The following is a 22,245-nucleotide window of genomic DNA, read 5'->3' as shown; positions in this document are numbered from 1 at the left end:
ACTACGCCTTCGCCGGCTGCGACTCGCTTTTCTCGCGCTTCTCCGGCACCGTCCTCGGCAGGGCGTACGGCAGCCTGCCGTACCAGGCCCATGCCACCGCGAACCCGAACGCCAGGCACAGCAGGCCGCCCACCGCGTCGAGCCAGAAGTGGTTGGCCGTCGCGACGATCACGATCAGCGTGGCCACCGGGTACAGCAGGCCCAGCACCCGCACCCACGGCACGCTCGCCAGCGCGAAGACCGTCAGCCCGCACCACAGTGACCAGCCGATGTGCATGGACGGCATCGCGGCGTACTGGTTGGACATGTGCTTGAGGTCGCCGGAGGCCATCGACCCCCAGGTCCGGTGCATCAGGACGGTGTCGATGAAGTGGCTGCCGCGCATCAACCGCGGGGGAGCGAGCGGGTACAGGTAGTAGCCGACCAGGGCCACGCCCGTCGTCGCGAACAGCACCAGCCGGGTCGCCGCGTAGCGGCCGGGATGACTGCGGAACAGCCACACCAGCACGCTCAGGGTCACGACGAAGTGCAGGGTGGCGTAGTAGTAGTTCATGCCGACGATCAGCCAGGACGCCGAGTTCACCGTGTGGTTGACCGACTGCTCGACGGCGATGCCCAGTCGGTGCTCGGTCTTCCAGATCCAGTCGGCGTTGCGCAGCGCCTCGACGCGCTGCTCCGGGACCGCGTTGCGGACGATGGAGTACGTCCAGTAACTCACCGCGATCAGAAGGATCTCGAACCACAGGCGAGGGCGGCGGGGGGTGCGCAGCCGGTGCAGATGACGCGGGCTTGCGGCCTTCCCCTTCACGGCCGTGGGGGAGTCCGGAACGGCCGCCTGCTCACGGTCTCCCAGACTGGTCACGGTCGAGTCACCCATGGGCACAGAGTCTGCCAGAAATGCCTTCCGCCACCGATCATCCCCCGGTCGGGTTCAGGTCGCATTTCCTACAACGCACGAACCCCTACGCCTACTCCCGGCGCACTGCCGAAATCCCAGGATTCTCCGTCCTAGGGACGATGGCGGTCCCCAGGGGCCGAGGCGGTCGAACCCCGTACCACCAGCTCCGGCATGAACACGAACTCGCTGTGGGGTGCGGGCGTTCCGCCGATCTCCTCCAGCAACGTGCGTACCGCCGCCTGTCCCATGGCCGGGACCGGCTTGCGGATCGTGGTCAGCGGCGGGTCGGTGAAGGCGATCAGCGGGGAGTCGTCGAAGCCGACCACCGAGATGTCCTTCGGGACGTCCAGGCCGTGCTGCCGTGCCGCGCGTATCGCGCCGAGCGCCATCATGTCGCTCGCGCACACCAGCGCCGTGCAGCCGCGGCCGATCAGCGCGGTGGCGGCGGCCTGACCGCCCTCCAGGGTGTACAGCGAGTGCTGGACGAGGTCGTTCTCGACGGTCTCCGCGCTCAGACCGAGCTGGTCCTGCATCGCGCGCACGAACCCCTCGATCTTGCGCTGCACGGGCACGAAGCGCTTCGGGCCGAGGGCGAGGCCGATGCGCGTGTGCCCCAGGGACGCCAGATGCGTCACCGCCAGCGTCATCGCCGCGCGGTCGTCGGGGGAGATGAACGGCGCCTGCACCTTGGGGGAGAAGCCGTCCACCAGGACGTACGGCACGCCCTGCGCGCGCAGGCGCTCGTAGCGCTCCATGTCGGCGGTGGTGTCGGCGTGCAGCCCGGAGACGTAGATGATGCCGGCGACCCCCCGGTCGACGAGCATCTCGGTCAGCTCGTCCTCGGTCGAGCCGCCCGGCGTCTGCGTGGCCAGCACCGGGGTGTAGCCCTGCCGCGTCAGCGCCTGCCCGATCACCTGGGCCAGAGCCGGGAATATCGGGTTCTCCAGCTCGGGGGTTATCAGCCCCACCAGACCCTCGCTGCGTTGACGCAGCCGCACGGGACGCTCGTAGCCGAGCACGTCCAGTGCGGCCAGCACGGACTGGCGGGTGGTGGCGGCGACGCCCGGCTTGCCGTTGAGGACGCGGCTGACGGTCGCTTCGCTCACCCCCGCCTGAGCGGCGATGTCGGCTAGCCGTGTGGTCACGGCACCGGACTGTACCGGCCGTATCGTCATCGCGGTCCCTCTGTTCTGGTCGGTGCCCCTTGTCCCGCAAGGGGATGATTCCCGCGCCGGAGCCGGATGGCAAGAGCTTGCAGAGTCTTGCACAACCCGGCCGCATCCCGCTCAGCCCTGGCGAGAAAGGGTCTCGCGACGGTCGACAGGCGGTCACGGCGGGGTAACTTCCGCAGCCTCTTGCACTTTTTTGCTGCAAGGTCTTTCGCAACGCTTTCAACGCTGTTACGTTCCCTGACGCCCGGCCGCCGCAACGGCGCAGTCGGCAACACAGCGGGAACGGCGGACGGGGCCGCTCTCGCACCACACGGGCTTAACCCTCAAGGAGAACTCATGCGGCGTGGCATAGCGGCCACCGCGCTGGTGGCGTCCCTCGCCCTCGCGGCGACGGCCTGCGGCGGAAGCGACAGCGGCAGCGACAAGAGCGGCGGGCCGGTCACCATCACCTGGTGGGACACCTCCAACGCCACCAATGAGGCGCCGACGTACCAGGCCCTGATCAAGCAGTTCGAGGCCGCCAACAAGAACGTCAAGGTCAAGTACGTCAACGTCCCCTTCGACCAGGCGCAGAACAAGTTCGACACCGCCGCCGGTTCCAAGGGCGCCCCGGACATCCTGCGTTCCGAGGTCGGCTGGACCCCCGCCTTCGCCAAGAAGGGCTACTTCCTGCCGCTGGACGGCACCGAGGCCCTCGCCGACAAGGACAAGTTCCAGTCCAGCCTGATCACGCAGGCGCAGTACCAGGGCAAGACCTACGGCGTGCCGCTGGTCACCGACACCCTCGCCCTCGTCTACAACAAGGCCCTGTTCAAGAAGGCCGGCATCACCGAGGCCCCCAAGACCTGGGACGAGCTGAAGGCCGACGCCGCCAAGGTCCAGGACAAGGCCAAGGTCGACGGCTACTGGGGCTCCACCCAGGCCTACTACGCCCAGAGCTTCCTCTACGGCGAGGGCACCGACACCGTCGACGCCACCGCCAAGAAGATCACGGTCAACTCGGCCGCCGCGAAGAAGGCCTACGGCACCTGGCTGAGCCTCTTCTCCGGCAAGGGCCTGCACAAGGCCGACACCACCGCCGACGCCTACGCCCACATCCAGGACGCGTTCGTCAACGGCAAGGTCGCCGCGATCATCCAGGGCCCCTGGGAGATCACGAACTTCTACAAGGGCTCGGCCTTCAAGGACAAGTCCAACCTCGGCATCGCCACCGTCCCGGCCGGCTCCACCGGCAAGGCGGGCGCCCCGACCGGCGGCCACAACCTGTCCGTCTACGCGGGCTCGGACTCGGCGCACCAGAAGGCGGCCCTGAAGTTCGTCAACTTCATGACCTCCGCCAAGTCGCAGACGGAGATCGCGCTGAAGAACTCCACGCTGCCCACCCGCGCCGACGCCTACACCGCCGAGGTCAAGGGCGACCCGGGCATCGCCGGCTACCAGGGCGTGCTGTCCGCCGCCCAGCCGCGGCCCGCGCTGCCCGAGTACAGCTCCCTGTGGGGCCCGCTGGACACCGAGCTGCCGAAGATCGCCGGTGGCAAGGAGTCCCTGGACAAGGGCCTGAGCAACGCCGAACTGGCCATCGCCAAGCTCGTGCCGGACTTCAGCAAGTAAACCCGAGCGGCCGTCGGGCCCGCCCTGACAAGGACGGACCCGACGGCCACCGGTCTGCGCCCAGCCTCTTCTCAGAGCCGTAGAACTTCCAGAAGGTGTCGAACATGACAGTCGCCATCGACCGCGCCACCGGCAAACGCCGTGGCGAGCGCGGGCCGCGGCCCGGGCTGGGCCAGCGCCTCAAGCACAGCTACCAGAAGTACTGGTACGCGTACGCGATGATCACCCCGGTGGTGATCGTCCTCGGCGTCCTCGTCCTCTATCCCCTGGTGTACGGGCTCTACCTGACGCTCACGGACGCCAACAGCCTCAACACCGCGCGCACGATCGGCGTCAACCACATCGACGCCACCTACAAGTTCATCGGCCTGGACAACTACAAGGACATCCTGTTCGGCCCGCTGTCCTACGACCGCTTCTGGTCGCACTTCATCTGGACGGTCGCCTGGACCGCCCTGTGCGTCGCGCTGCACTACTCGATCGGCCTCGGCTTCGCGCTGCTGCTCAACCAGAAGCTGCGCGGCCGCACCCTGTACCGGCTGCTGCTCATCGTGCCGTGGGCCGTGCCGACCTTCGTCACCGTCTTCGGCTGGCGGATCATGCTCTCCGACGGCGGCATCATCAACACCGCCCTGCACGCCCTGCACCTGCCACAGCCGTCCTGGCTGGAGGACACCTTCTGGCAGCGGTTCGCCGCCATCATGGTCAACACCTGGTGCGGTGTGCCGTTCATGATGGTCTCGCTGCTCGGCGGCCTTCAGTCCATCGACGCCTCGCTGTACGAGGCCGCCGAGATGGACGGCGCGAGCGCCTGGCAGCGCTTCCGCTACGTCACCCTGCCGGGTCTGCGTTCGGTCAGCTCCACGGTCGTCCTGCTCGGCATCATCTGGACCTTCAACCAGTTCGCCGTGATCTTCCTGCTGTTCGGCGCGACCTCCGCCCCGGACGCCCAGATCCTGGTCACCTGGGCCTACTACCTCGGCTTCGGACAGCAGCCGCGCGACTTCGCGCAGTCGGCCGCCTACGGCATCCTGCTGCTGGCCATCCTGATCGTCTTCACCTCGTTCTACCGCCGCTGGCTGAACCGCAATGAGCAGCAGCTCGCGATCTGAGGCAGGAGTTCCCATGAGTACGACCACTGTCCAGACCTCGTCCGCGGCGACCGACGACCGTCCGGCGCCGGCGGCCCCCGGCAAGGCGCGCGGGCGCGGCGAGCGCAGCCTCGGCGCCTCGCTCGCCTCCCACGGCATCCTGATCGCCGGAAGCGTCGTCGCGCTGTTCCCGATCGCCTGGCTCGTCTTCCTCTCCCTCGGCCCGGACAAGGACGACTACCTCCACCCGGGCGGCATCTGGAAGAAGATGACGTTCGACAACTACTCGTTCGTCCTGAACCACACGAGCTTCTTCGACTGGCTGAAGAGCTCCCTGATCGTCTCGCTCGGCACCACCGTGCTCGGCGTGATGGTCGCCGCCACCACGGGATACGCGGTCTCCCGCATGCGCTTCCCGGGCTACCGCAAGTTCATGTGGGTGCTCCTGCTCACCCAGATGTTCCCGGTCGCCGTCCTGATGGTGCCGATGTACCAGATCCTGGGCGACCTGGGCCTCATCGACAGCTACCTCGGACTCGTCCTCGTCTACTGCTCGACGGCCGTGCCGTACTGCGCCTGGCTGCTCAAGGGCTACTTCGACACGATCCCGTTCGAGATCGACGAGGCCGGCCGCGTCGACGGGCTCAGCCCCTTCGGCACCTTCGCCCGGCTGATCCTGCCGCTGGCCAAGCCCGGCCTGGCGGTCGCCGCGTTCTACAGCTTCATCACCGCCTTCGGCGAGGTCGCCTTCGCCACGACGTTCATGCTGGACGACCAGAAGTACACGCTCGCCGTCGGTCTGCAGACCTTCATCAGCGAACACGACGCCCAGCGCAACCTGATGGCCGCGACCGCGGTACTGATCGCCGTACCGGTCTCCGCCTTCTTCTACCTCGTGCAGAAGAACCTGGTGACCGGCCTCACCGCGGGCGGCACCAAGGGCTGACGCCCTGCGCGGGCCCAGGACCCGAGGCGGTCGCGGTCGCCATCCGACCCCGCTGCGACCGCGGCCGCCTCGCCGCCCGACCCGCCGCCGTACCGCACCACAGCCCATGACCCCACCCCAGTCACGTATCAAGGACGCCATGAGCCAGCAGCACACTGCCGCCGACCCGGCCCCGACCTCCGCCGTAGCCACCGTCGCCGAGCGCCGGGACTGGTGGCGCGACGCGGTGATCTACCAGGTCTACCCGCGCAGCTTCGCCGACAGCAACGGCGACGGCATGGGCGACCTGGAGGGCATCCGCTCCCGACTCCCGTACCTGCGCGACCTCGGCGTGGACGCCGTGTGGCTGAGCCCCTTCTACGCCTCCCCGCAGGCCGACGCCGGCTACGACGTGGCCGACTACCGAGCCGTGGACCCCATGTTCGGCAACCTCCTGGATGCCGACGCGCTGATCCGCGACGCCCGTGAGCTGGGTCTGCGGATCATCGTCGACCTGGTCCCCAACCACTCCTCCGACCAGCACGAGTGGTTCAAGCGGGCCCTGCGCGAGGGCCCCGGTTCCCCGCTGCGGGAGCGCTACCACTTCCGGCCCGGCAAGGGCGAGAGCGGCGAACTGCCGCCCAACGACTGGGAGTCCATCTTCGGCGGCCCGGCGTGGACCCGCGTCACCGAGCCCGACGGCACCCCCGGCGAGTGGTACCTGCACCTCTTCGCCCCCGAGCAGCCCGACTTCAACTGGGAACACCCGGCGGTCGGCGACGAGTTCCGCTCCATCCTGCGCTTCTGGCTCGACATGGGCGTCGACGGCTTCCGCATCGACGTCGCGCACGGCCTGGTCAAGGCCGCCGGCCTGCCCGACCTCGGCGCCCACGACCAGCTGAAGCTGCTGGGCAACGATGTCATGCCGTTCTTCGACCAGGACGGCGTGCACGAGATCTACCGCCAGTGGCGGCTCATCCTCGACGAGTACAGCGGAAAGGGAGGGCCCGGAGGGCCTTCCGCTGAAGGGCGGTGGCGGGAGACGGGCGAGCGGATCTTCGTCGCCGAGGCCTGGACGCCGACCGTCGAGCGCACCGCCAACTACGTCCGCCCCGACGAGCTGCACCAGGCCTTCAACTTCCAGTACCTGTCCACCGCCTGGGACGCGGCCGAGCTCCGCGAGGTCATCGACCGCACCCTGGAGGCGATGCGGCCGGTGGGCGCGCCGTCCACCTGGGTGCTGTCCAACCACGACGTCACCCGGCACGCCACCCGCTTCGCCAATCCGCCCGGCCTCGGCACCCAGATCCGTCTGGCCGGCGACCGCGAACTCGGCCTGCGCCGGGCCAGGGCCGCGTCCCTGCTGATGCTGGCTCTGCCCGGATCGGCGTACGTCTACCAGGGCGAGGAACTCGGCCTCCCGGACGTCGTCGACCTCCCGGACGAGGTCCGCCAGGACCCCGCGTACTTCCGCGGCGCCGGCCAGGACGGCTTCCGTGACGGCTGCCGGGTGCCGATCCCGTGGACGCGCAACGGATCGTCGTACGGCTTCGGCAGCGGCGGCAGCTGGCTTCCGCAGCCGTCCGGCTGGGGCGACCTGAGCGTGGAGGCCCAGACCGGCACCCCCGGCTCCACCCTGGAGCTCTACCGCGCCGCCCTCGCCCTCCGCAGCGCCCACCCCGACCTCGGCGCGGGCGACTCGGTGGAGTGGCTGCGGGCGCCCGAGGGCGTCCTGGCCTTCCGGCGCGGCGAGTTCGTGTGCGTGGCCAACACCAGCGGCGAGTCGGTGACCACCCCGGCCTACGGTCGCGTCCTCCTCACCAGTGGCGAGGTGACGGAGGCGGACGGCGAGACGAAGGTCCCGTCGGACACGACGGTCTGGTTCACCACGACCTGACCACCCCCACCCAGAGGCCTGCCGCTCCTCCCCGACCGGCAGGCCTCTGCCATGCTCTCCCTCATGTCCGCCCCTGCCGAAGCCGCTTGGTGGCCCCACTCGCTCACGACCCGTCGCCTGCTCCTGCGGCCCGTCGAGCAGGCGGACGTCCCCGCACACCGCCGCATGTGGACCGACGCCGACGTCCGGCGGCACCTGGGCGGACCGGTCGACGCGGAGGTGGCCCGGGCCCGCGAACGGCTGTGCGTGGGCGCACGGGGGCTGCTGAGCGTCGTGCGCCGGGCCGACGGCCGGGTGGTGGGCTCGGTACTGGTGGAACCGGACGCCCGGGACGGCCGCACCGAGCTCTCGTACCAGCTGCTGCCCGAGCACTGGGGCCACGGCTACGCACGCGAGGCCGTCACGGCCGTCCTGGAGTGGGCTCACGTCGCCGTGCCGGGCCGGGACATGGTCGCCGTCACGCAGGAGGCCAACGCGCGCTCGCGCCGGCTTCTCGAGGGCCTGGGCGCCGTCGCCGTCGACGTGTTCGTCGAGTTCGGCAGTCCGCAGGTGCTGTACTGGCTGCCCGCTGCCGGGCTCTGAAATTTCTTGCATCAACTTCATGTTGCCTGCTGCCTTTTCAGGCAACGGGCCTTTAACATCTGCGTCATCGCAAGTTGGTTGAAAGCTTGCAGCAAAAACCTTCAACGGTGAAGGAACCCCACATGGCATCACGCAGAATCCTTTCCATGGCCGTCGCCGCCTCCACGGTCGCCATTGTCATGGGCACGACCAGCGCGCAAGCGTCGCCGCCCGGTACCAAGGACGTCACCGCCGTCCTCTTCGAGTGGAACTTCGCCTCCGTCGCCAAGGAGTGCACCAGCACCCTCGGCCCCGCGGGCTACGGCTACGTGCAGGTCTCGCCGCCCGCGGAGCACATACAGGGCTCGCAGTGGTGGACGTCGTACCAGCCGGTGAGCTACAAGATCGCCGGCCGGCTCGGTGACGCCACCGCCTTCAAGAACATGGTCAACACCTGTCACGCGGCCGGGGTGAAGGTCGTCGTCGACACGGTCATCAACCACATGGCGGCCGGCAGCGGCACCGGCACCGGCGGGTCGTCGTACACGAAGTACAACTACCCCGGGCTGTACTCCTCGTACGACTTCGACGACTGCACCTCCCAGGTCTCCAACTACCAGGACCGCTGGAACGTCCAGCACTGCGAACTCGTCGGCCTGGCCGACCTGGACACGGGCGAGGAGTACGTCCGCGCCACCATCGCCGGCTACATGAACTCCCTGCTCGGCTACGGCGTCGACGGCTTCCGCATCGACGCCGCCAAGCACATCGACACAGCCGACCTCGCCAACATCAAGTCCCGGCTGAGCAACCCGAACGCCTACTGGAAGCAGGAGGTCATCTACGGCGCCGGCGAGGCCGTCCAGCCCACCGAGTACACCGGCAACGGGGACGTGCAGGAGTTCCGCTACGCCTACGACCTCAAGCGGGTCTTCAACAACGAGAACCTCGCCTACCTGAAGAACTTCGGGGAGGGCTGGGGGTACATGAGCAGCTCGGTGGCGGGCGTCTTCGTGGACAACCACGACACCGAGCGCAACGGCTCGACCCTCAACTACAAGGACGGCGCCAACTACACGCTCGCCAACGTCTTCATGCTCGCCTGGCCCTACGGCGCCCCGGACATCAACTCCGGCTACGAGTGGTCGGACGCCGACGCCGGGCCGCCCAACGGCGGTCAGGTCAACGCCTGCTGGCAGGACGGCTGGAAGTGCCAGCACGCCTGGCCCGAGATCATGCGCATGGTCGCCTTCCGCAACGCCACCCGCGGCCAGGCCGTCACCAACTGGTGGGACGACGGCAACGACGCCATCGCCTTCGGACGCGGCTCCAAAGGCTTCGTGGCCATCAACCACGAGTCCGGCTCGCTCAGCCGCACGTACCAGACCTCGCTGCCCGCCGGGACGTACTGCAACGTGCAGAACAACACGAGCGTGACGGTGAACTCCAGCGGCCAGTTCACGGCCACCCTGGGCTCCAACACCGCCCTGGCGATCTACGCGGGCAAGTCGTCCTGCTGACCCCCTGACACGGCACGGCACGACAGACGACCGTCGCGGTCAGCGGGGGCGCGCTGACCGCGACGGTCGCGGCGATCCATCGGTGACCTGTGCCCTCGGGCGACGACCTCACTTCCAGGTGTCGCTGGTGGAGTACCCGGAGGAACTGCCCGTCGAGTACGAGCGGTTCGTCCCGGACTCCCAGGTCACGTTCCCGGAGCCGTCCTTCTTGATGTACTTGTACGTGAAGGCCGCGCTCTTGGGCACGATCACCAGCTTGCTCCAGGTCGGGTACGACTCCGACGACAGCGGGATCGCGTCGGCGGTGTTCCACGAGCCGAGGGAGGCGACGGAGCCGACGACGTAGACGTTGGTGCCCCAGTCGGTCGTCGCGTACTCGTTGAAGGTGACGTCGGTGGCGTCCGCGTCGGCCACGTTCCAGGAGTTGTTCAGGGAGATCGCCGAACTCGCTGCGGTGGCCGACCTGTTGGCGGTGGACTCCCAGGTGACGTTCCCGGACGCGTCCTTCTTGATGTACTTGAAGGTGAACGACGTGTTGATCGGCACGCTCACCTCGCCCGACCAGACGGGGTAACCGGACGACGACAGCTTGACCGCCTTGGAGGTGTCCCAGGCGCCCAGCGCGGCGATCGAGCCGACGACGTAGACGTCGGTGCCGCTCGTGGTGGGGGCGTACTCCTTGAAGGTCGCGCTGACCGTGGAGCCGGAGGAGCCGGAACCGCCGCCCGTGTCGCCGCAGCCCACCGTGCAGGTGTAGGAGGCGTTGTAGAAGGCGACGGCGCTCTTGGCGGGGACGGTGAGCGAGGCGCTGCCGCCGGAGACGGTGACCTTGGTCGCGCCCCCGTCGACGACGTTGCTGTAGGTGCCGTCCGCCATGCCGGTGGTGAAGGTGTAGGTGGCCGAGGCGGAGCCGTTGTTGAGGGCGAAGAAGCCCGCGCCCGAGCGGCCGAAGCCGATCACGTTGGAGGACTTCGTCTGCCAGTCGGAGACCGCCGCGGTGTCCACCGCGTTGTGCCAGGCCACCATGCCGACGACGCCCGTGTCACGGTCCAGGCAGTACCAGGAGCCGTTCGAGCAGTCCGTGTTGCTCACGAAGCCGGCGGAGTTGGGCGGGGCCTGGTCGCTCTGGGTCCATTCCCAGCTGGCGTAGACGGTGGGCGTCGACCACTTGTAGGCGAGCTGGAAGAGGTTGGCGAGCTTGTAGGTGTCGCCGTCCTTGTAGGACATGTGCAGGCCGTTGCGCTCGGTGTCGTGGTTGGTCACGAAGGACACCGAGTTCGCCGCGGGCAGGATGCCGCTGCTCGCCAGGGAGGACAGGTCGCTGACGTTCCCCTGGAAGGCGGACTTCATCCGGCTCGCGTAGGTGAAGTCCAGGACGTCGCCGGAGGCGTAGTAGTCCGAGGGCTGCGGGGTGGAGCCCGGGTAGATCTCCTGGAAGACGTACGGCGCCGAGCCCGCCTTCGTGTTCGTCAGCTTGGACTCGATGGCCGCCATGTCGGCCTCGGGGATGTGCTTGGCCGCGTCCACCCGGAAGCCGTCGACGCCGAGCGCGAGCTGCGAGTTGAGGTAGTCGGCTATGCCGGTGCGGACCGTGTCGGAGCCGGTCCTGAGGTCGGGCAGGCCGAGCAGTTCGCAGTTCTGGACCTGGGTGAGGTTGGAGTAGTCCTGGATGGTGAGGTCGGAGGTGGGGCAGTCCGAGGAGTCGTGGTAGTCGGTGCGGTTCCACTCCGGGGTGTCGTACTTGTTCGTGACCGTCGTGCCGTTGTAGCCGGTTCCGGTCTGGGCCGCGGTGTGGTTGATCACCGCGTCCGTGTAGACCTTGACGCCGGCCGCGTGGCAGGCGCTGATCATCGACGCGAACTTCGCCTGCGAACCGAAGCGGCTGTCGAGGTCGTAGGAGTACGGCTGGTAGACGTCCCACCAGTAGGAGGAGGACTGCTTGAGGGACTCGGCGGGCGGGGCGACCTGGACCGCCCCGTAGCCGGCCGGGCCGAGGACGTTCGTGCACTCCGAGGCGATGGAGTCCCAGTTCCATTCCCAGAGGTTGGCGATGACGTCGCCCTTGGCGGTGGTGTCGGCGTGCGCGTCTGCGGCGGGCAGTGCGACGGCGCCCGCCAGGGCCAGCGTGCCGGCGGCGACGGCCGTGGCCGTGCGCCGGAGGACACCCGGGGGTCGGTGTCTGCTCATGTGCGGCTCCGTTGAGGGGGTGTTGGGGTTTCAACCAGTGGTGAGATTGGGGGAGTTGAGAAGCACACGTCAAGGTTGCGGTTGAAACTTCTTGCTGTGAATTTCAAGCCTCTTGCTGTAAACCTTTCGTCGGCGGTACGGTCACGCGGGGTCGGACCCACCAGAGCCGTCATCGCAAGGAGTTTCCGCCTGTGATACCGAGAGCGAGACGGGTCGCGGCCGTCACTGTCGTGGCTGTTGCCGCCGCCCTGATCCAGCCACTGGCCGCGCAGGCGGCCTCCCCGCCGCCGCCTCCCTCGGACGCGAAGCTCGCGGCCGAGCCCGCCCGGCACGACGACACCCGGGAGCAGTTCTACTTCGTCATGCCGGACCGTTTCGCCAACGGCGACACCGGCAACGACGAGGGCGGTCTGACGGGCTCACGCCTGAGCACCGGCTACGACCCCACCGACAAGGGCTTCTACCAGGGCGGTGACCTCAAGGGCCTGACGAAGAAGCTGGACTACATCAAGGGCCTGGGCACCACCGCCATCTGGATGGCCCCGATCTTCAAGAACCAGCCCGTGCAGGGCACCGGCTCCAACGCCTCCGCCGGCTACCACGGTTACTGGATCACCGACTTCACCAAGGTCGACCCGCACTTCGGCACCAACAAGGACCTGGCGACCCTCATCTCCAAGGCGCACGCCAAGGGCATGAAGGTCTTCTTCGACGTCATCACCAACCACACCGCCGACGTCGTCGACTACGAGGGCAAGTCCTACGACTACCTCTCCAAGGGCGCCTTCCCCTACCTGACCAAGGACGGGCGGCCCTTCGACGACGCCGACTACGCGGACGGCACGAAGCCGTTCCCGCCCGTCGACACCGACTCCTTCCCGCGGACGCCGACCGTGCCCGCCGAGAAGAAGAACCTCAAGGTCCCGTCGTGGCTCAACGACCCGACGATGTACCACAACCGCGGCGACTCCACCTACGCCGGCGAGAACGCCACCTACGGCGACTTCTCCGGCCTCGACGACCTGTGGACCGAGCGTCCCGAGGTCGTCAGCGGCATGGAGAAGATCTACGAGCGCTGGGTCAGGGACTTCGGCGTCGACGGCTTCCGCATCGACACCGTCAAGCACGTGAACATGGAGTTCTGGACCCAGTGGGCGACCGCGCTCGACAGGTACGCGGCCGCGCACGGGCGGAAGAACTTCTTCATGTTCGGCGAGGTCTACTCCGCCGACACCTCCATCACCTCGCCGTACGTCACCCAGGGCCGCCTCGACGCCACCCTGGACTTCCCCTTCCAGGACGCGGCCCGCACCTACGCCTCGCAGGGCGGCAGCGCGCAGAAGCTCGCCTCGGTCTTCGGTGACGACTACAAGTACACGACCGACAAGGCCAACGCGTACGAGCAGGTCACCTTCCTCGGCAACCACGACATGGGCCGGATCGGGTACTTCCTGAAGCAGGACAACCCCAAGGCCACGGACGCCGAACTGCTCGCCAAGGACAAGCTCGCCAACGAGGTGATGTTCCTCAGCCGCGGCAACCCCGTCGTCTACTACGGCGACGAGCAGGGCTTCACCGGCTCCGGCGGCGACAAGGACGCCCGCCAGCCGATGTTCGCCTCGAAGGTCGCCGACTACCTCGACGACGACGAGATCGGCACCGACCGGACCGCCGCGAGCGACGCCTACGACAAGAGCGCACCGCTCTACAAGGAGATCAGTGCTCTCGGCAAGCTGCGCAAGGCCAACCCCGCCCTGACGGACGGCGTGCAGACCGAGCGCTACGCGGCCGACGGCTCCGGCATCTACGCCTTCTCCCGCACGGACGCCAGGTCCGGCCAGGAGTACCTCGTCGCCTTCAACAACGCCGGCGAGGCGAAGACCGCCACCTTCGCGGCCGGCTCGGCCGCCATGAAGTACCGCGGCATCTACGGCACTTCGGCCACCGTCACCTCCGGCGCCGACAGCAAGGCCACCGTCACCGTCCCGGCCGGCTCCGCCGTCGTCCTCAAGGCGGCCGGCAAGCTCGCCAAGCCGGCCACGGCACCCACGCTCACCCTCAAGGCCCCCGACGCCGGCGCCACCGGCACGGTCGAGGTGTCGGCCGGAGTGGACGGCGGCCGGCTGAACCGGGTCGTCTTCGCCGCCCAGGTCGGCAACGGCACGTGGCGCGTCCTCGGCTCCGCCGACCACGCCCCGTACAAGGTCACCCAGACCCTCGGCAAGGACGTACCCGCCGGAACGGCCCTGCGCTACAAGGCGGTCGTCGTCGACTCGGCCGGGCACACGGCGTCCGCCACGGCGGCCTCCACCACCGGCACCCCGCCCGCCCCGGAGATCCCCACCGCCTCCTCGCGCGACTACGCGGTCGTCCACTACAAGCGCACCGACGGCGACTACGACAAGTGGGGCCTGTACGCCTGGGGCGACCTCGCCGACGGCGAGTCGACGAACTGGCCGGCCAGCCACCCGTTCACCGGCCGCGACGCCTACGGGGCCTTCGCCTACGTCAAGCTGAAGCCGGGCGCCTCCGACGTCGGGTTCCTCGTCATCGACAAGGACGGCAACAAGGACGTCTCCGCGGACCGCTCCATCGACGTCACCAAGACCGGTGAGGTGTGGATCGAGCAGGGCAAGGACACCGTCGAGACCACCCGCCCCGACTACCCGGCGCAGGACAAGACCAAGGCCGTCCTCCACTACCACCGGGCCGACGGGAACTACGACGGCTGGGGCCTGCACGTCTGGACCGGCGCCGCGAACCCCACCGACTGGCCGAGCCCGCTGAAGCCGGTGCGGACGGACGCCTACGGCGCCGTCTTCGAGGTGCCGCTCACCGACGGCGCCACCAGCCTCAGCTACATCATCCACAAGGGCGACGACAAGGACCTGCCCGCCGACCAGTCCCTCGACCTCAAGGCCAACGGCTACGAGGTGTGGCTGCTGAACGGCCAGGAGAAGTACCTGCTGCCGCAGCCCGCCGGCTCGGCCGCCGCCCTCGACCTGACCACCTCCAAGGCGGTCTGGATCGACCGCGACACGGTCGCCTGGAACGGCTCCGACGCCGCCGCCTCCACCCAGCTGCTGTACTCCCGCGACGGCTCCATCGCCGTCAAGAACGGGACGCTGACCAGCGACGACGAGCGCTGGCTGCGCCTTGAGAAGACCACGCTCACCGACGCCCAGAAGGCGAAGTTCCCCTACCTGAAGGACTACACCGCCTGGTCCGTCGACCCGCGCGACCGGGACCGGGTGCACGAGGCCCTCGGCGGGCAGATCGTCGCCTCCCAGCGGGCCGCCAACGGCGCCGTGCTGGCGGCGACCGGCGTGCAGATCGCGGGCGTCCTCGACGACGTGTACGCGAGCGCCACGAAGGCCGACCTGGGACCGACGTTCCACAAGGGCCGTCCCACGCTGTCCGTGTGGGCGCCGACCGCGCAGCACGTCTCGCTCGAACTCGACGGCTCCCGCAAGGCGATGCACCGCGACGCCACGACCGGCGTCTGGTCCGTCACCGGCCCCGCGTCCTGGAAGGGCAAGGAGTACCGGTACGTCGTGAAGGTGTGGGCGCCCAGCGTCCGCAAGGTCGTCACCAACAAGGTCACCGACCCCTACTCGGTCGCCCTCACCGCGGACTCCGGGCGCAGCGTCGTCGCCGACCTGAACGACAGGTCGCTGGCCCCCAAGGGCTGGTCGGCCTACGCCAAGCCCAAGGCCGTACCGCTCAGGGACGCCCAGATCCAGGAGCTGCACGTCCGGGACTTCTCCGTCGCGGACAAGACCGTGCCGGCCAAGGACCAGGGCACCTACCTGGCCTTCGCCGACAAGGGCAGCGACGGCTCGAAGCACCTGCGCGACCTGGCGAAGGCGGGCACCTCCTACGTCCACCTGCTGCCCGTCTTCGACTTCGCGACCGTGCCCGAGAAGAAGGCCGACCAGCAGAGCCCCGACTGCGACCTCGCCTCCTACGCCGCCGACTCCGAAAAGCAGCAGGAGTGCGTGACCAAGACGGCGGCCAAGGACGCCTACAACTGGGGCTACGACCCCTACCACTACACGGTCCCCGAGGGCTCGTACGCCACCGACCCGGACGGCACCGGGCGCACGGTCGAGTTCCGCAAGATGGTCAAGGCGATCAACCAGGACGGGCTGCGGGTCGTCATGGACGTCGTCTACAACCACACCTCGGCCGCCGGTGAGGCGGACACCAGCGTTCTGGACCAGATCGTCCCCGGCTACTACCAGCGCCTGCTCGCCGACGGTTCGGTCGCCAACAGCACCTGCTGCGCCAACACCGCGACCGAGAACGCCATGATGGGCAAGCTGGTCGTCGACTCCGTGGTCACCTGGGCCAAGGAGTACAAGGTCGACGGCTTCCGCTTCGACCTCATGGGGCACCAGCCCAAGGCGAACATCCTGGCCGTGCGCAAGGCCCTCGACGCGCTGACCCTCAAGAAGGACGGCGTCGACGGCAAGAAGATCATCATGTACGGCGAGGGATGGAACTTCGGCGAGGTCGCCGACGACGCCCGCTTCGTCCAGGCCACCCAGAAGAACATGGCGGGCACGGGCATCGCGACCTTCTCCGACCGGGCCCGGGACGCGGTGCGCGGCGGCGGTCCCTTCGACTCCGACCCCGGTGTCCAGGGCTTCGCCTCCGGCCTCTACACCGACCCCAACTCCTCGGCCGCGAACGGCACGACGGCCGAGCAGAAGGCCCGTCTCCTGCACTACCAGGACCTGATCAAGGTGGGCCTGTCCGGCAACCTCAGGTCGTTCGGCTTCACCGACACCGACGGCAAGGAGGTCAAGGGCTCCGAGGTCGACTACAACGGCCAGCCCGCCGGATACGCGGACGCCCCCGGCGACGCCCTCGCCTACGCGGACGCGCACGACAACGAGTCCCTGTTCGACGCGCTGACGTACAAGCTGCCCCAGGGCACCTCGGCCGCCGACCGGGCCCGGATGCAGGTCCTGGCGATGGCGACGGCCACCCTCTCGCAGGGCCCGTCCCTCTCCCAGGCCGGCTCCGACCTGCTGCGCTCGAAGTCCCTGGACCGCAACTCCTTCGACAGCGGCGACTGGTTCAACGCGATCCACTGGAACTGCGCCGACGGCAACGGGTTCGGCCGCGGGCTTCCGCCGGCGGCCGACAACCAGTCCAAGTGGGCTTTCGCCAAGCCCCTGTTGAGCACGGTGAAGGTGGGGTGCCCGCAGATCGAGGGCGCCTCGGCCGCCTACCGTGATCTGCTGAGGGTCCGTACGACCGAGCACGTCTTCTCGCTCGGCACCACCGGACAGGTCCAGTCGAAGCTCTCGTTCCCGCTGTCGGGCAAGGACGAGACGCCCGGAGTGATCACCATGGAGCTGGGCGACCTGGTCGTCGTCTTCAACGCGACGCCGGAGAAGCAGGAGCAGAGAATCGGTTCTCTGGCCGGTACGGCCTACCACCTGCACCCTGTTCAGGCGTCCGGAGCGGACCCTATCGTCAAGTCCTCCTCCTACGAGCGGGTATCGGGCACCTTCGCCGTTCCGGGGCGCACTGTCGCCGTCTTCTCCCGTACTGACTGAGACGGCATTACTTTGGTGGGACGGACCCCGAAAGTCGGGGGCCGTCCCACCGGCCTGTCCAAGGGCAGAGGATGGACGACAACGGCAAGCTGACAGGCACGACCGTGCTGGTCGTGGACGACGTGGCCGCCAGCCGCTACGCCATGGGCACAGTGCTGCGCCGGGCCGGCCACGAGGTCGTCCCGGTCGCCAGCGGCGGCGAGGCGCTGAACGAGCTCGACGTACGGCTGCGCAAGGGCACCATGCCCGACGTGGCCCTCGTCGACGTGCACCTTCCGGACATGAGCGGCTTCGAACTGTGCCGCCGGCTCAGGGAGCGCCCGCACATGTCCGGCCTGCCCGTGGTGCACTTCTCCGCGCTCGCCGCACCGCCCGCCGACCGCTGCCAGGGCCTGCTCGCGGGCGCCGAGGCGTATCTGACGGTGCCGGCCGAGCCGGAGGAGATCGAGGCGGCGGTGCGGGCCGCGGTGCGCGCGGCCCGGCTGCGGGCCGACGACCAGGCGCTCGTCAAACGGCTGCGGCTGCTGTCGGAGACGATCGTCACCATCCAGGCCGCCCGCTCGCTGCAGGAGCTCGCCGACGCCGCGGCCGACGGCACCGCACGCCTCCTCGGCTGCCCCGCCGCGGTGTTCGTCCTCGACCGGGACGACGGGCTGTACCGCGGCCTGTACCGGGGGCGCACCGGGCTGTCCCTGCCGGACGAGGGCGCGCACCAGGCCGTGGCCGCGCTGCTGCGGCGCCTGACCCGCGGCCAGGCCGGGGTGCAGATCACCACCGTGCCGTCGCCGCTGTGGCCCGCCGGCTTCTTCCGGCCCGGTGTGCAGCACGACGCCCGCCTCGCACTCGTCCTCACCCAGGGAGGCCGGGCCCCGGTGTGCCTGGCCACGCCCACCCGCGGCCTGCGCCGGGTCAGCCCCGAGGGCGAGGCGCTGCTGGCCCAGCTGGCGCAGGCCACCGCGCTGGCCGCCGAACCGCTGCTGATGTACCAGGCCGAGCGGCATGTCGCCCTCACCCTCCAGCACAGCTTCCTGCCCGAGCCGCACCGGCTGCCGGAACTGCCGGGCATCGACATCGCCGTGCGCTACGTGCCCGCGTCCCGGGAGACCGAGATCGGCGGCGACTTCTACGCCGCGCTGCACCTGGACGACGGCGTGCTCACCGCGGTCGGCGACGTCGTCGGGCACTCGCTGGACGCGGCCACGGTCATGGTGGAGATCCGGCACGCGCTGCGCGCCTACTGCGTCGACGAGAGCGACCCGGCGGTGCTCGCCGAACGGCTGGACCGGATGCTCCAGCGCTTCCACCCCGATGTGACGGCCACCGTGTGCCTGGTGCTGATCGACCCCGCCACCGGGCGCACCCGCATCGCCAACGCGGGCCACATCCCGCCCCTGCTGCTGCGGGACTCCGGCGACGCCGAGTACGTCAAGGCGTCCGGCCCGCTGATCGGCGTGGGCCTGCCGCACCCGGCGCCCACCGAGCTGTACCTGGACCCCGCCGACCGGCTCCTGATGGTCACCGACGGCCTGATCGAGACCCGCGGCGTGGACCTGTCGGTCTCCATGGAACAGCTGCGGGCCGCCGCCGTCGGCGCCCTGCCCGGACTGGACGCCCTGTGCGACACGCTCCTCGCCTCCTTCGGCAGCGACCACGAGGACGACATCGCCATGCTGGCCCTGCAGCTGGCCGACTAGGGTGAGCCTGTCGCCGTCGTAGAACAGGAGTGCCCATGCCGCAGATCATCGTCGACCACTCGAAGCACATCGACTTCGACCGGGAGGGCTTCGCGCGGGAGCTGCACGCCTCGCTCGTCGAGATCGCCGCCGCCAAGCCGGAGGCGTGCAAGACGCAGTTCCGCGCCTCGGAGGTCACCGCGTTCGGTTACGAGGAGCCGGGCGAGCTGGGCCACGCCGTGGTGCACGTCATGATCGGACTCCTCGCCGGCCGCACCGAGGAGACCAAGGCGAAGCTGACCGAGACCGTGCTGGAGCTGCTGAAGAAGCATGTGGCCGACGACGGCCACACCGTCCTGCACGCCTCCGCCGAGGTGCGCGACCTCGACCCGTCGTACCGCAAGTTCGAACGCTGAGGGCGCGGCCCGGGTTCAGGACGCGAGCCCGATCAGCCGGGCGGCGAGGTCCGCGAAGGCCCCGTCCGGCGGCTCGTCCTTGACCATGCGGCGCACCACCTGCGCCATCTCCTCGTCGTAGGCGGCGCTCACCGCGGCCAGCGCGGCGAAGTCGTGCACGAGCTGCCTCTCCAGCTCCGCGCGCGGGATGCGCCGGCCGTCCAGCCAGATCAGCGCGGTCGACTCGGCGAGCGAGATCCAGGAGCGCACGACCAGCTCCAGCCGCGCGGGCGGGTCCTCGACGTCGAGGTGCGAAAGGATCTGGACATAGGCGGCCTGCCGTACGGCGTCGATCAGCGCGTTGGTCGCCGAGGAGCCGACCGCCGGGCCGCCGCGCATCAGCGCCGAGAAACCCGGGCCGTGCTCGTCGACGAAATCGAAGAACCGGCGCATCACGCGCCGCAGCCGGTCACCGAGCGGTCCCTCGTGCGGCTCGTCGAAACGGCCCGCGAGGTCCTGCGCGGCGCGCTTCAACGCGGCCTCGTACAGGCTGAGTTTGCCGGGGAAGTAGTGGTAGACCAGCGGACGGGAGATGCCCGCGGCGGCTGCTATCTCGTCGATCGAGACCTCGTCGGGAGAGCGTTGGCTGAACAGTTCGAGGGCGACGCCGATCAACTGCTGCCGCCGCTCATCGACTCCCATCCTGCGGCGTACCCCGGTACTCATGCGAACACCTTACCGATCGGATCCGGCCCCGAACGGGCCGGTCCGGCCATCGGTGTTCACATGTCCAGCACAAGCCGATCACTTCGCGCCCGCGAAACGCAGATCAGCATCGAGTCGTCACGCTCCGCGTCCGTCAGCAACTCGTCCCGGTGCTCCACTTCTCCCTCCAGCACCCGCTGTTGACAGGTCCCGCAGAACCCCTGCTCGCAGGAGTAGAGCGTGTCCGGCAGCTCGGCCCGCACCGCGGCCAGCACCGTCGAGTCGGCCGGCACCGTCAACGTCCGCCCGCTGCGCCGCAGTTCGACCTCGAAAGCCGCGCCGCCGGAGGTACGCGGCGCGAACCGCTCCAGGCGCACCCGCTCGAAGCGCTCCGCCACGGCGGCCATCAGCCCCTTTGGGCCGCAGCAGTAGACGACGGCGCCCTCGGGCACCCGCAGCGCGTCGAGGTCCGGCACACCGGTGACCACCGTGACCCGGTCCGGGCCCAGCTTCTCGACGTCCGCCAGGTACGGCATGGACTCCCGCGACCGCCCGCAGTAGAGCAGCCGCCACTCGGTCCCCTCCGGCAGCGCCCGCAGCATGGGCAGGATCGGCGTGATCCCGATGCCGCCGGCGACGAAGACGTACGACGGGGCCTCGACGAGCGGGAACCGGTTCCTCGGTCCGCGCACCTCCAGCTCCATCCCCTCCGCCAGCTGCTCGTGCACCTCGCGCGAGCCCCCTCGCCCGTCCGCGACCAGCCGCGTGGCCACCGTGTACGAGGAGCCGTCCGCCGGGTCCCCGCACAGCGAGTACTGCCGCACCAGCCCCGACGGCAGCACCAGGTCGAGATGCGCGCCGGGCTCCCAGCGCGGCAGCTGCTCACCCTCCAGACGCAGTTGTACGACGCCGTCGGCGACCGTCTCGCGCGAGGCGACCAGCAGCCGCAGCGCCCGGGAGCGCGGCCGGCCGGAGACGGGCGGGTCCAGCGCGGGCATCGGCCACAGCGGCGAGACCCGGACGCGCCGGCGCAGCGCGTGCCGGGTGAGCAGCGCGGCCGTGGCGAGGGCGGCGACGGTGAGCGGCTTGGGCATCAGGCGGCGCCCTTCTCTGCGGCCGTGGCGGCGGGGGAGGAGGCCAGATAGGCGACCGCCTGCTCGGTGGAGCCCTCCTGGGAGGGGTGGTAGGCGCGGCTCAGGTAGCGCGGGATCGACCTGAGCAGGTCGCCGGTCGCGGGCAGGGTGCCCCGTCGGCCGCTGACGTAGAAGTCCTTGAAGGACGCCTTGCCGTCGGCGAGCGTCGGGTCGTTCGCCATGAAGAAGCGGGAGCCGCGCTGCCACAGGAACACCAGTGCCGTGAAGGCGGTCGCCCAGGTGCGCACTCGCCGCCGGTAGCTGCCGTCGACGTGCATGAACAGGTCGAAGGCGACCGACCGGTGCTCGACCTCCTCGGCTCCGTGCCAGCGCAGCAGGTCCAGCATGGTGGGATCGGCGCCCCGCCGGTCCAGTTCGCCGGCATTCAGCACCCAGTCGCCCAGGAAGGCGGTGTAGTGCTCGATCGCCGCGATCAGTGCGACCCGTTCCAGCAGCCACCACCGGCGCGCCCGGCCGGGCGGCAGGGTCCGGTCGCCGAGCAGCTTCTCGAAGAACCAGTCGACCTGCGCGGTGTACGGCGTCGGATCGAGCCCCAGCTCCCTCAGATGCGGCAGCACCTCGTCGTGGGCCTGCGAGTGCATCGCCTCCTGGCCGATGAACCCGATGACGTCCGCGCGCAGCCGCTCGTCCCGGATCAGCGGCAGGACCTGCTTGTAGACGTGCACGAACCACCGCTCACCGGCCGGCAGCAGCAGGTGCAGCACATTGATGGTGTGCGTGGTGAACGGGTCCCCGGGCACCCAGTGCAGCGGCGTGTCCTCCCAGGAGAAGGACACCTTCCGCGCCTTGAGGTCGACCCGCTCCGAGGCCCGCTTGTGAGACATGGCGTCAATGTACTGACGGGTAGGGTTCTACGGAACCCTTCTGCGCCGACTTGTTGACGCCA

General features: G+C 69.4%; 15 protein-coding genes. 9 read left to right on the top strand and 6 right to left on the bottom strand.

The genetic code is table 11. From position 1 onward, the window contains the following. Position 1: 1 nt before the first annotated feature. Positions 2–877 carry a phosphatase PAP2 family protein gene (locus LN251_RS05620; protein ID WP_458243389.1) on the bottom strand — a complete coding sequence of 292 codons (876 nt, stop codon included), beginning with the start codon at positions 875–877 and terminating at the stop codon, positions 2–4. A 131-nt stretch (positions 878–1,008) separates the two neighbouring features. Then, positions 1,009–2,043 (bottom strand): LacI family DNA-binding transcriptional regulator, encoded by a 1,035-nt coding sequence (locus LN251_RS05615; RefSeq protein ID WP_458243388.1) that lies wholly within the window; start codon positions 2,041–2,043, stop codon positions 1,009–1,011. 363 nt (positions 2,044–2,406) lie between these two features. Between LN251_RS05615 and LN251_RS05610 the strand changes: the two genes are divergently transcribed. From LN251_RS05610 to LN251_RS05585, 6 genes are all read left to right on the top strand, one after another. Beyond that, positions 2,407–3,681 (top strand): extracellular solute-binding protein, encoded by a 1,275-nt coding sequence (locus LN251_RS05610; protein WP_458243387.1) that lies wholly within the window; start codon positions 2,407–2,409, stop codon positions 3,679–3,681. Positions 3,682–3,785: 104 nt separating this feature from the next. Beyond that, the gene (locus LN251_RS05605; protein WP_249837755.1) at positions 3,786–4,793 is read left to right on the top strand and encodes a carbohydrate ABC transporter permease; all 1,008 of its coding nucleotides are present in this window, start codon (positions 3,786–3,788) and stop codon (positions 4,791–4,793) included. Positions 4,794–4,806: 13 nt separating this feature from the next. Then, complete coding sequence (locus LN251_RS05600) at positions 4,807–5,718, top strand: sugar ABC transporter permease (protein WP_458243386.1); 912 nt, start codon at positions 4,807–4,809, stop codon at positions 5,716–5,718. 139 nt (positions 5,719–5,857) lie between these two features. Next, positions 5,858–7,594, top strand: coding sequence for a glycoside hydrolase family 13 protein (locus tag LN251_RS05595; RefSeq protein WP_458243385.1), 1,737 nt, complete (start codon positions 5,858–5,860; stop codon positions 7,592–7,594). 63 nt (positions 7,595–7,657) lie between these two features. Then, complete coding sequence (locus LN251_RS05590) at positions 7,658–8,176, top strand: GNAT family N-acetyltransferase (protein ID WP_458243384.1); 519 nt, start codon at positions 7,658–7,660, stop codon at positions 8,174–8,176. A gap of 122 nt (positions 8,177–8,298) precedes the next feature. Further along, complete coding sequence (locus LN251_RS05585; protein ID WP_458243383.1) at positions 8,299–9,675, top strand: alpha-amylase; 1,377 nt, start codon at positions 8,299–8,301, stop codon at positions 9,673–9,675. Positions 9,676–9,783: 108 nt separating this feature from the next. Here the strand turns inward: LN251_RS05585 and LN251_RS05580 are convergent, their stop codons facing one another. After that, on the bottom strand, positions 9,784–11,862 hold the full coding sequence (locus LN251_RS05580) for a carbohydrate-binding module family 20 domain-containing protein (protein WP_458243382.1): 2,079 nt from the start codon (positions 11,860–11,862) through the stop codon (positions 9,784–9,786). A 191-nt stretch (positions 11,863–12,053) separates the two neighbouring features. Between LN251_RS05580 and pulA the strand changes: the two genes are divergently transcribed. The 3 genes from pulA (at position 12,054) to LN251_RS05565 (ending at position 19,521) form a co-directional block, all read left to right on the top strand. Beyond that, entirely contained in the window at positions 12,054–17,432 is a 5,379-nt protein-coding gene (pulA, locus tag LN251_RS05575) for a pullulanase-type alpha-1,6-glucosidase (RefSeq protein ID WP_458243381.1), read from the top strand. A 71-nt stretch (positions 17,433–17,503) separates the two neighbouring features. Next, the gene (locus LN251_RS05570; RefSeq protein WP_458243380.1) at positions 17,504–19,126 is read left to right on the top strand and encodes a SpoIIE family protein phosphatase; all 1,623 of its coding nucleotides are present in this window, start codon (positions 17,504–17,506) and stop codon (positions 19,124–19,126) included. A 35-nt stretch (positions 19,127–19,161) separates the two neighbouring features. Next, positions 19,162–19,521 (top strand): 5-carboxymethyl-2-hydroxymuconate Delta-isomerase, encoded by a 360-nt coding sequence (locus LN251_RS05565; RefSeq protein ID WP_458243379.1) that lies wholly within the window; start codon positions 19,162–19,164, stop codon positions 19,519–19,521. A 15-nt stretch (positions 19,522–19,536) separates the two neighbouring features. Here LN251_RS05565 and LN251_RS05560 read toward each other — a convergent pair whose 3' ends face one another. The 3 genes from LN251_RS05560 to LN251_RS05550 are packed head-to-tail and all read right to left on the bottom strand — an operon-like array spanning position 19,537 to position 22,183. Continuing rightward, the gene (locus tag LN251_RS05560; RefSeq protein ID WP_458243378.1) at positions 19,537–20,226 is read right to left on the bottom strand and encodes a TetR/AcrR family transcriptional regulator; all 690 of its coding nucleotides are present in this window, start codon (positions 20,224–20,226) and stop codon (positions 19,537–19,539) included. Between the two features lie 56 nt (positions 20,227–20,282). Next, a complete protein-coding gene (locus LN251_RS05555) occupies positions 20,283–21,299 on the bottom strand; it encodes a PDR/VanB family oxidoreductase (protein WP_458243377.1) in 1,017 nt (338 codons plus the stop codon). Further along, positions 21,299–22,183, bottom strand: coding sequence for a metal-dependent hydrolase (locus tag LN251_RS05550; RefSeq protein ID WP_458243376.1), 885 nt, complete (start codon positions 22,181–22,183; stop codon positions 21,299–21,301). Before LN251_RS05550 ends, LN251_RS05555 begins: the two co-directional genes overlap by 1 nt. Positions 22,184–22,245: the final 62 nt, after the last annotated feature.

The sequence above is a fragment of the Streptomyces sp. MAI_2237 genome (genome assembly GCF_054189285.1).
The sequence above is the reverse complement of the archived record's forward strand: the minus strand, read 5'-3'. Positions and strand labels throughout refer to the sequence as shown.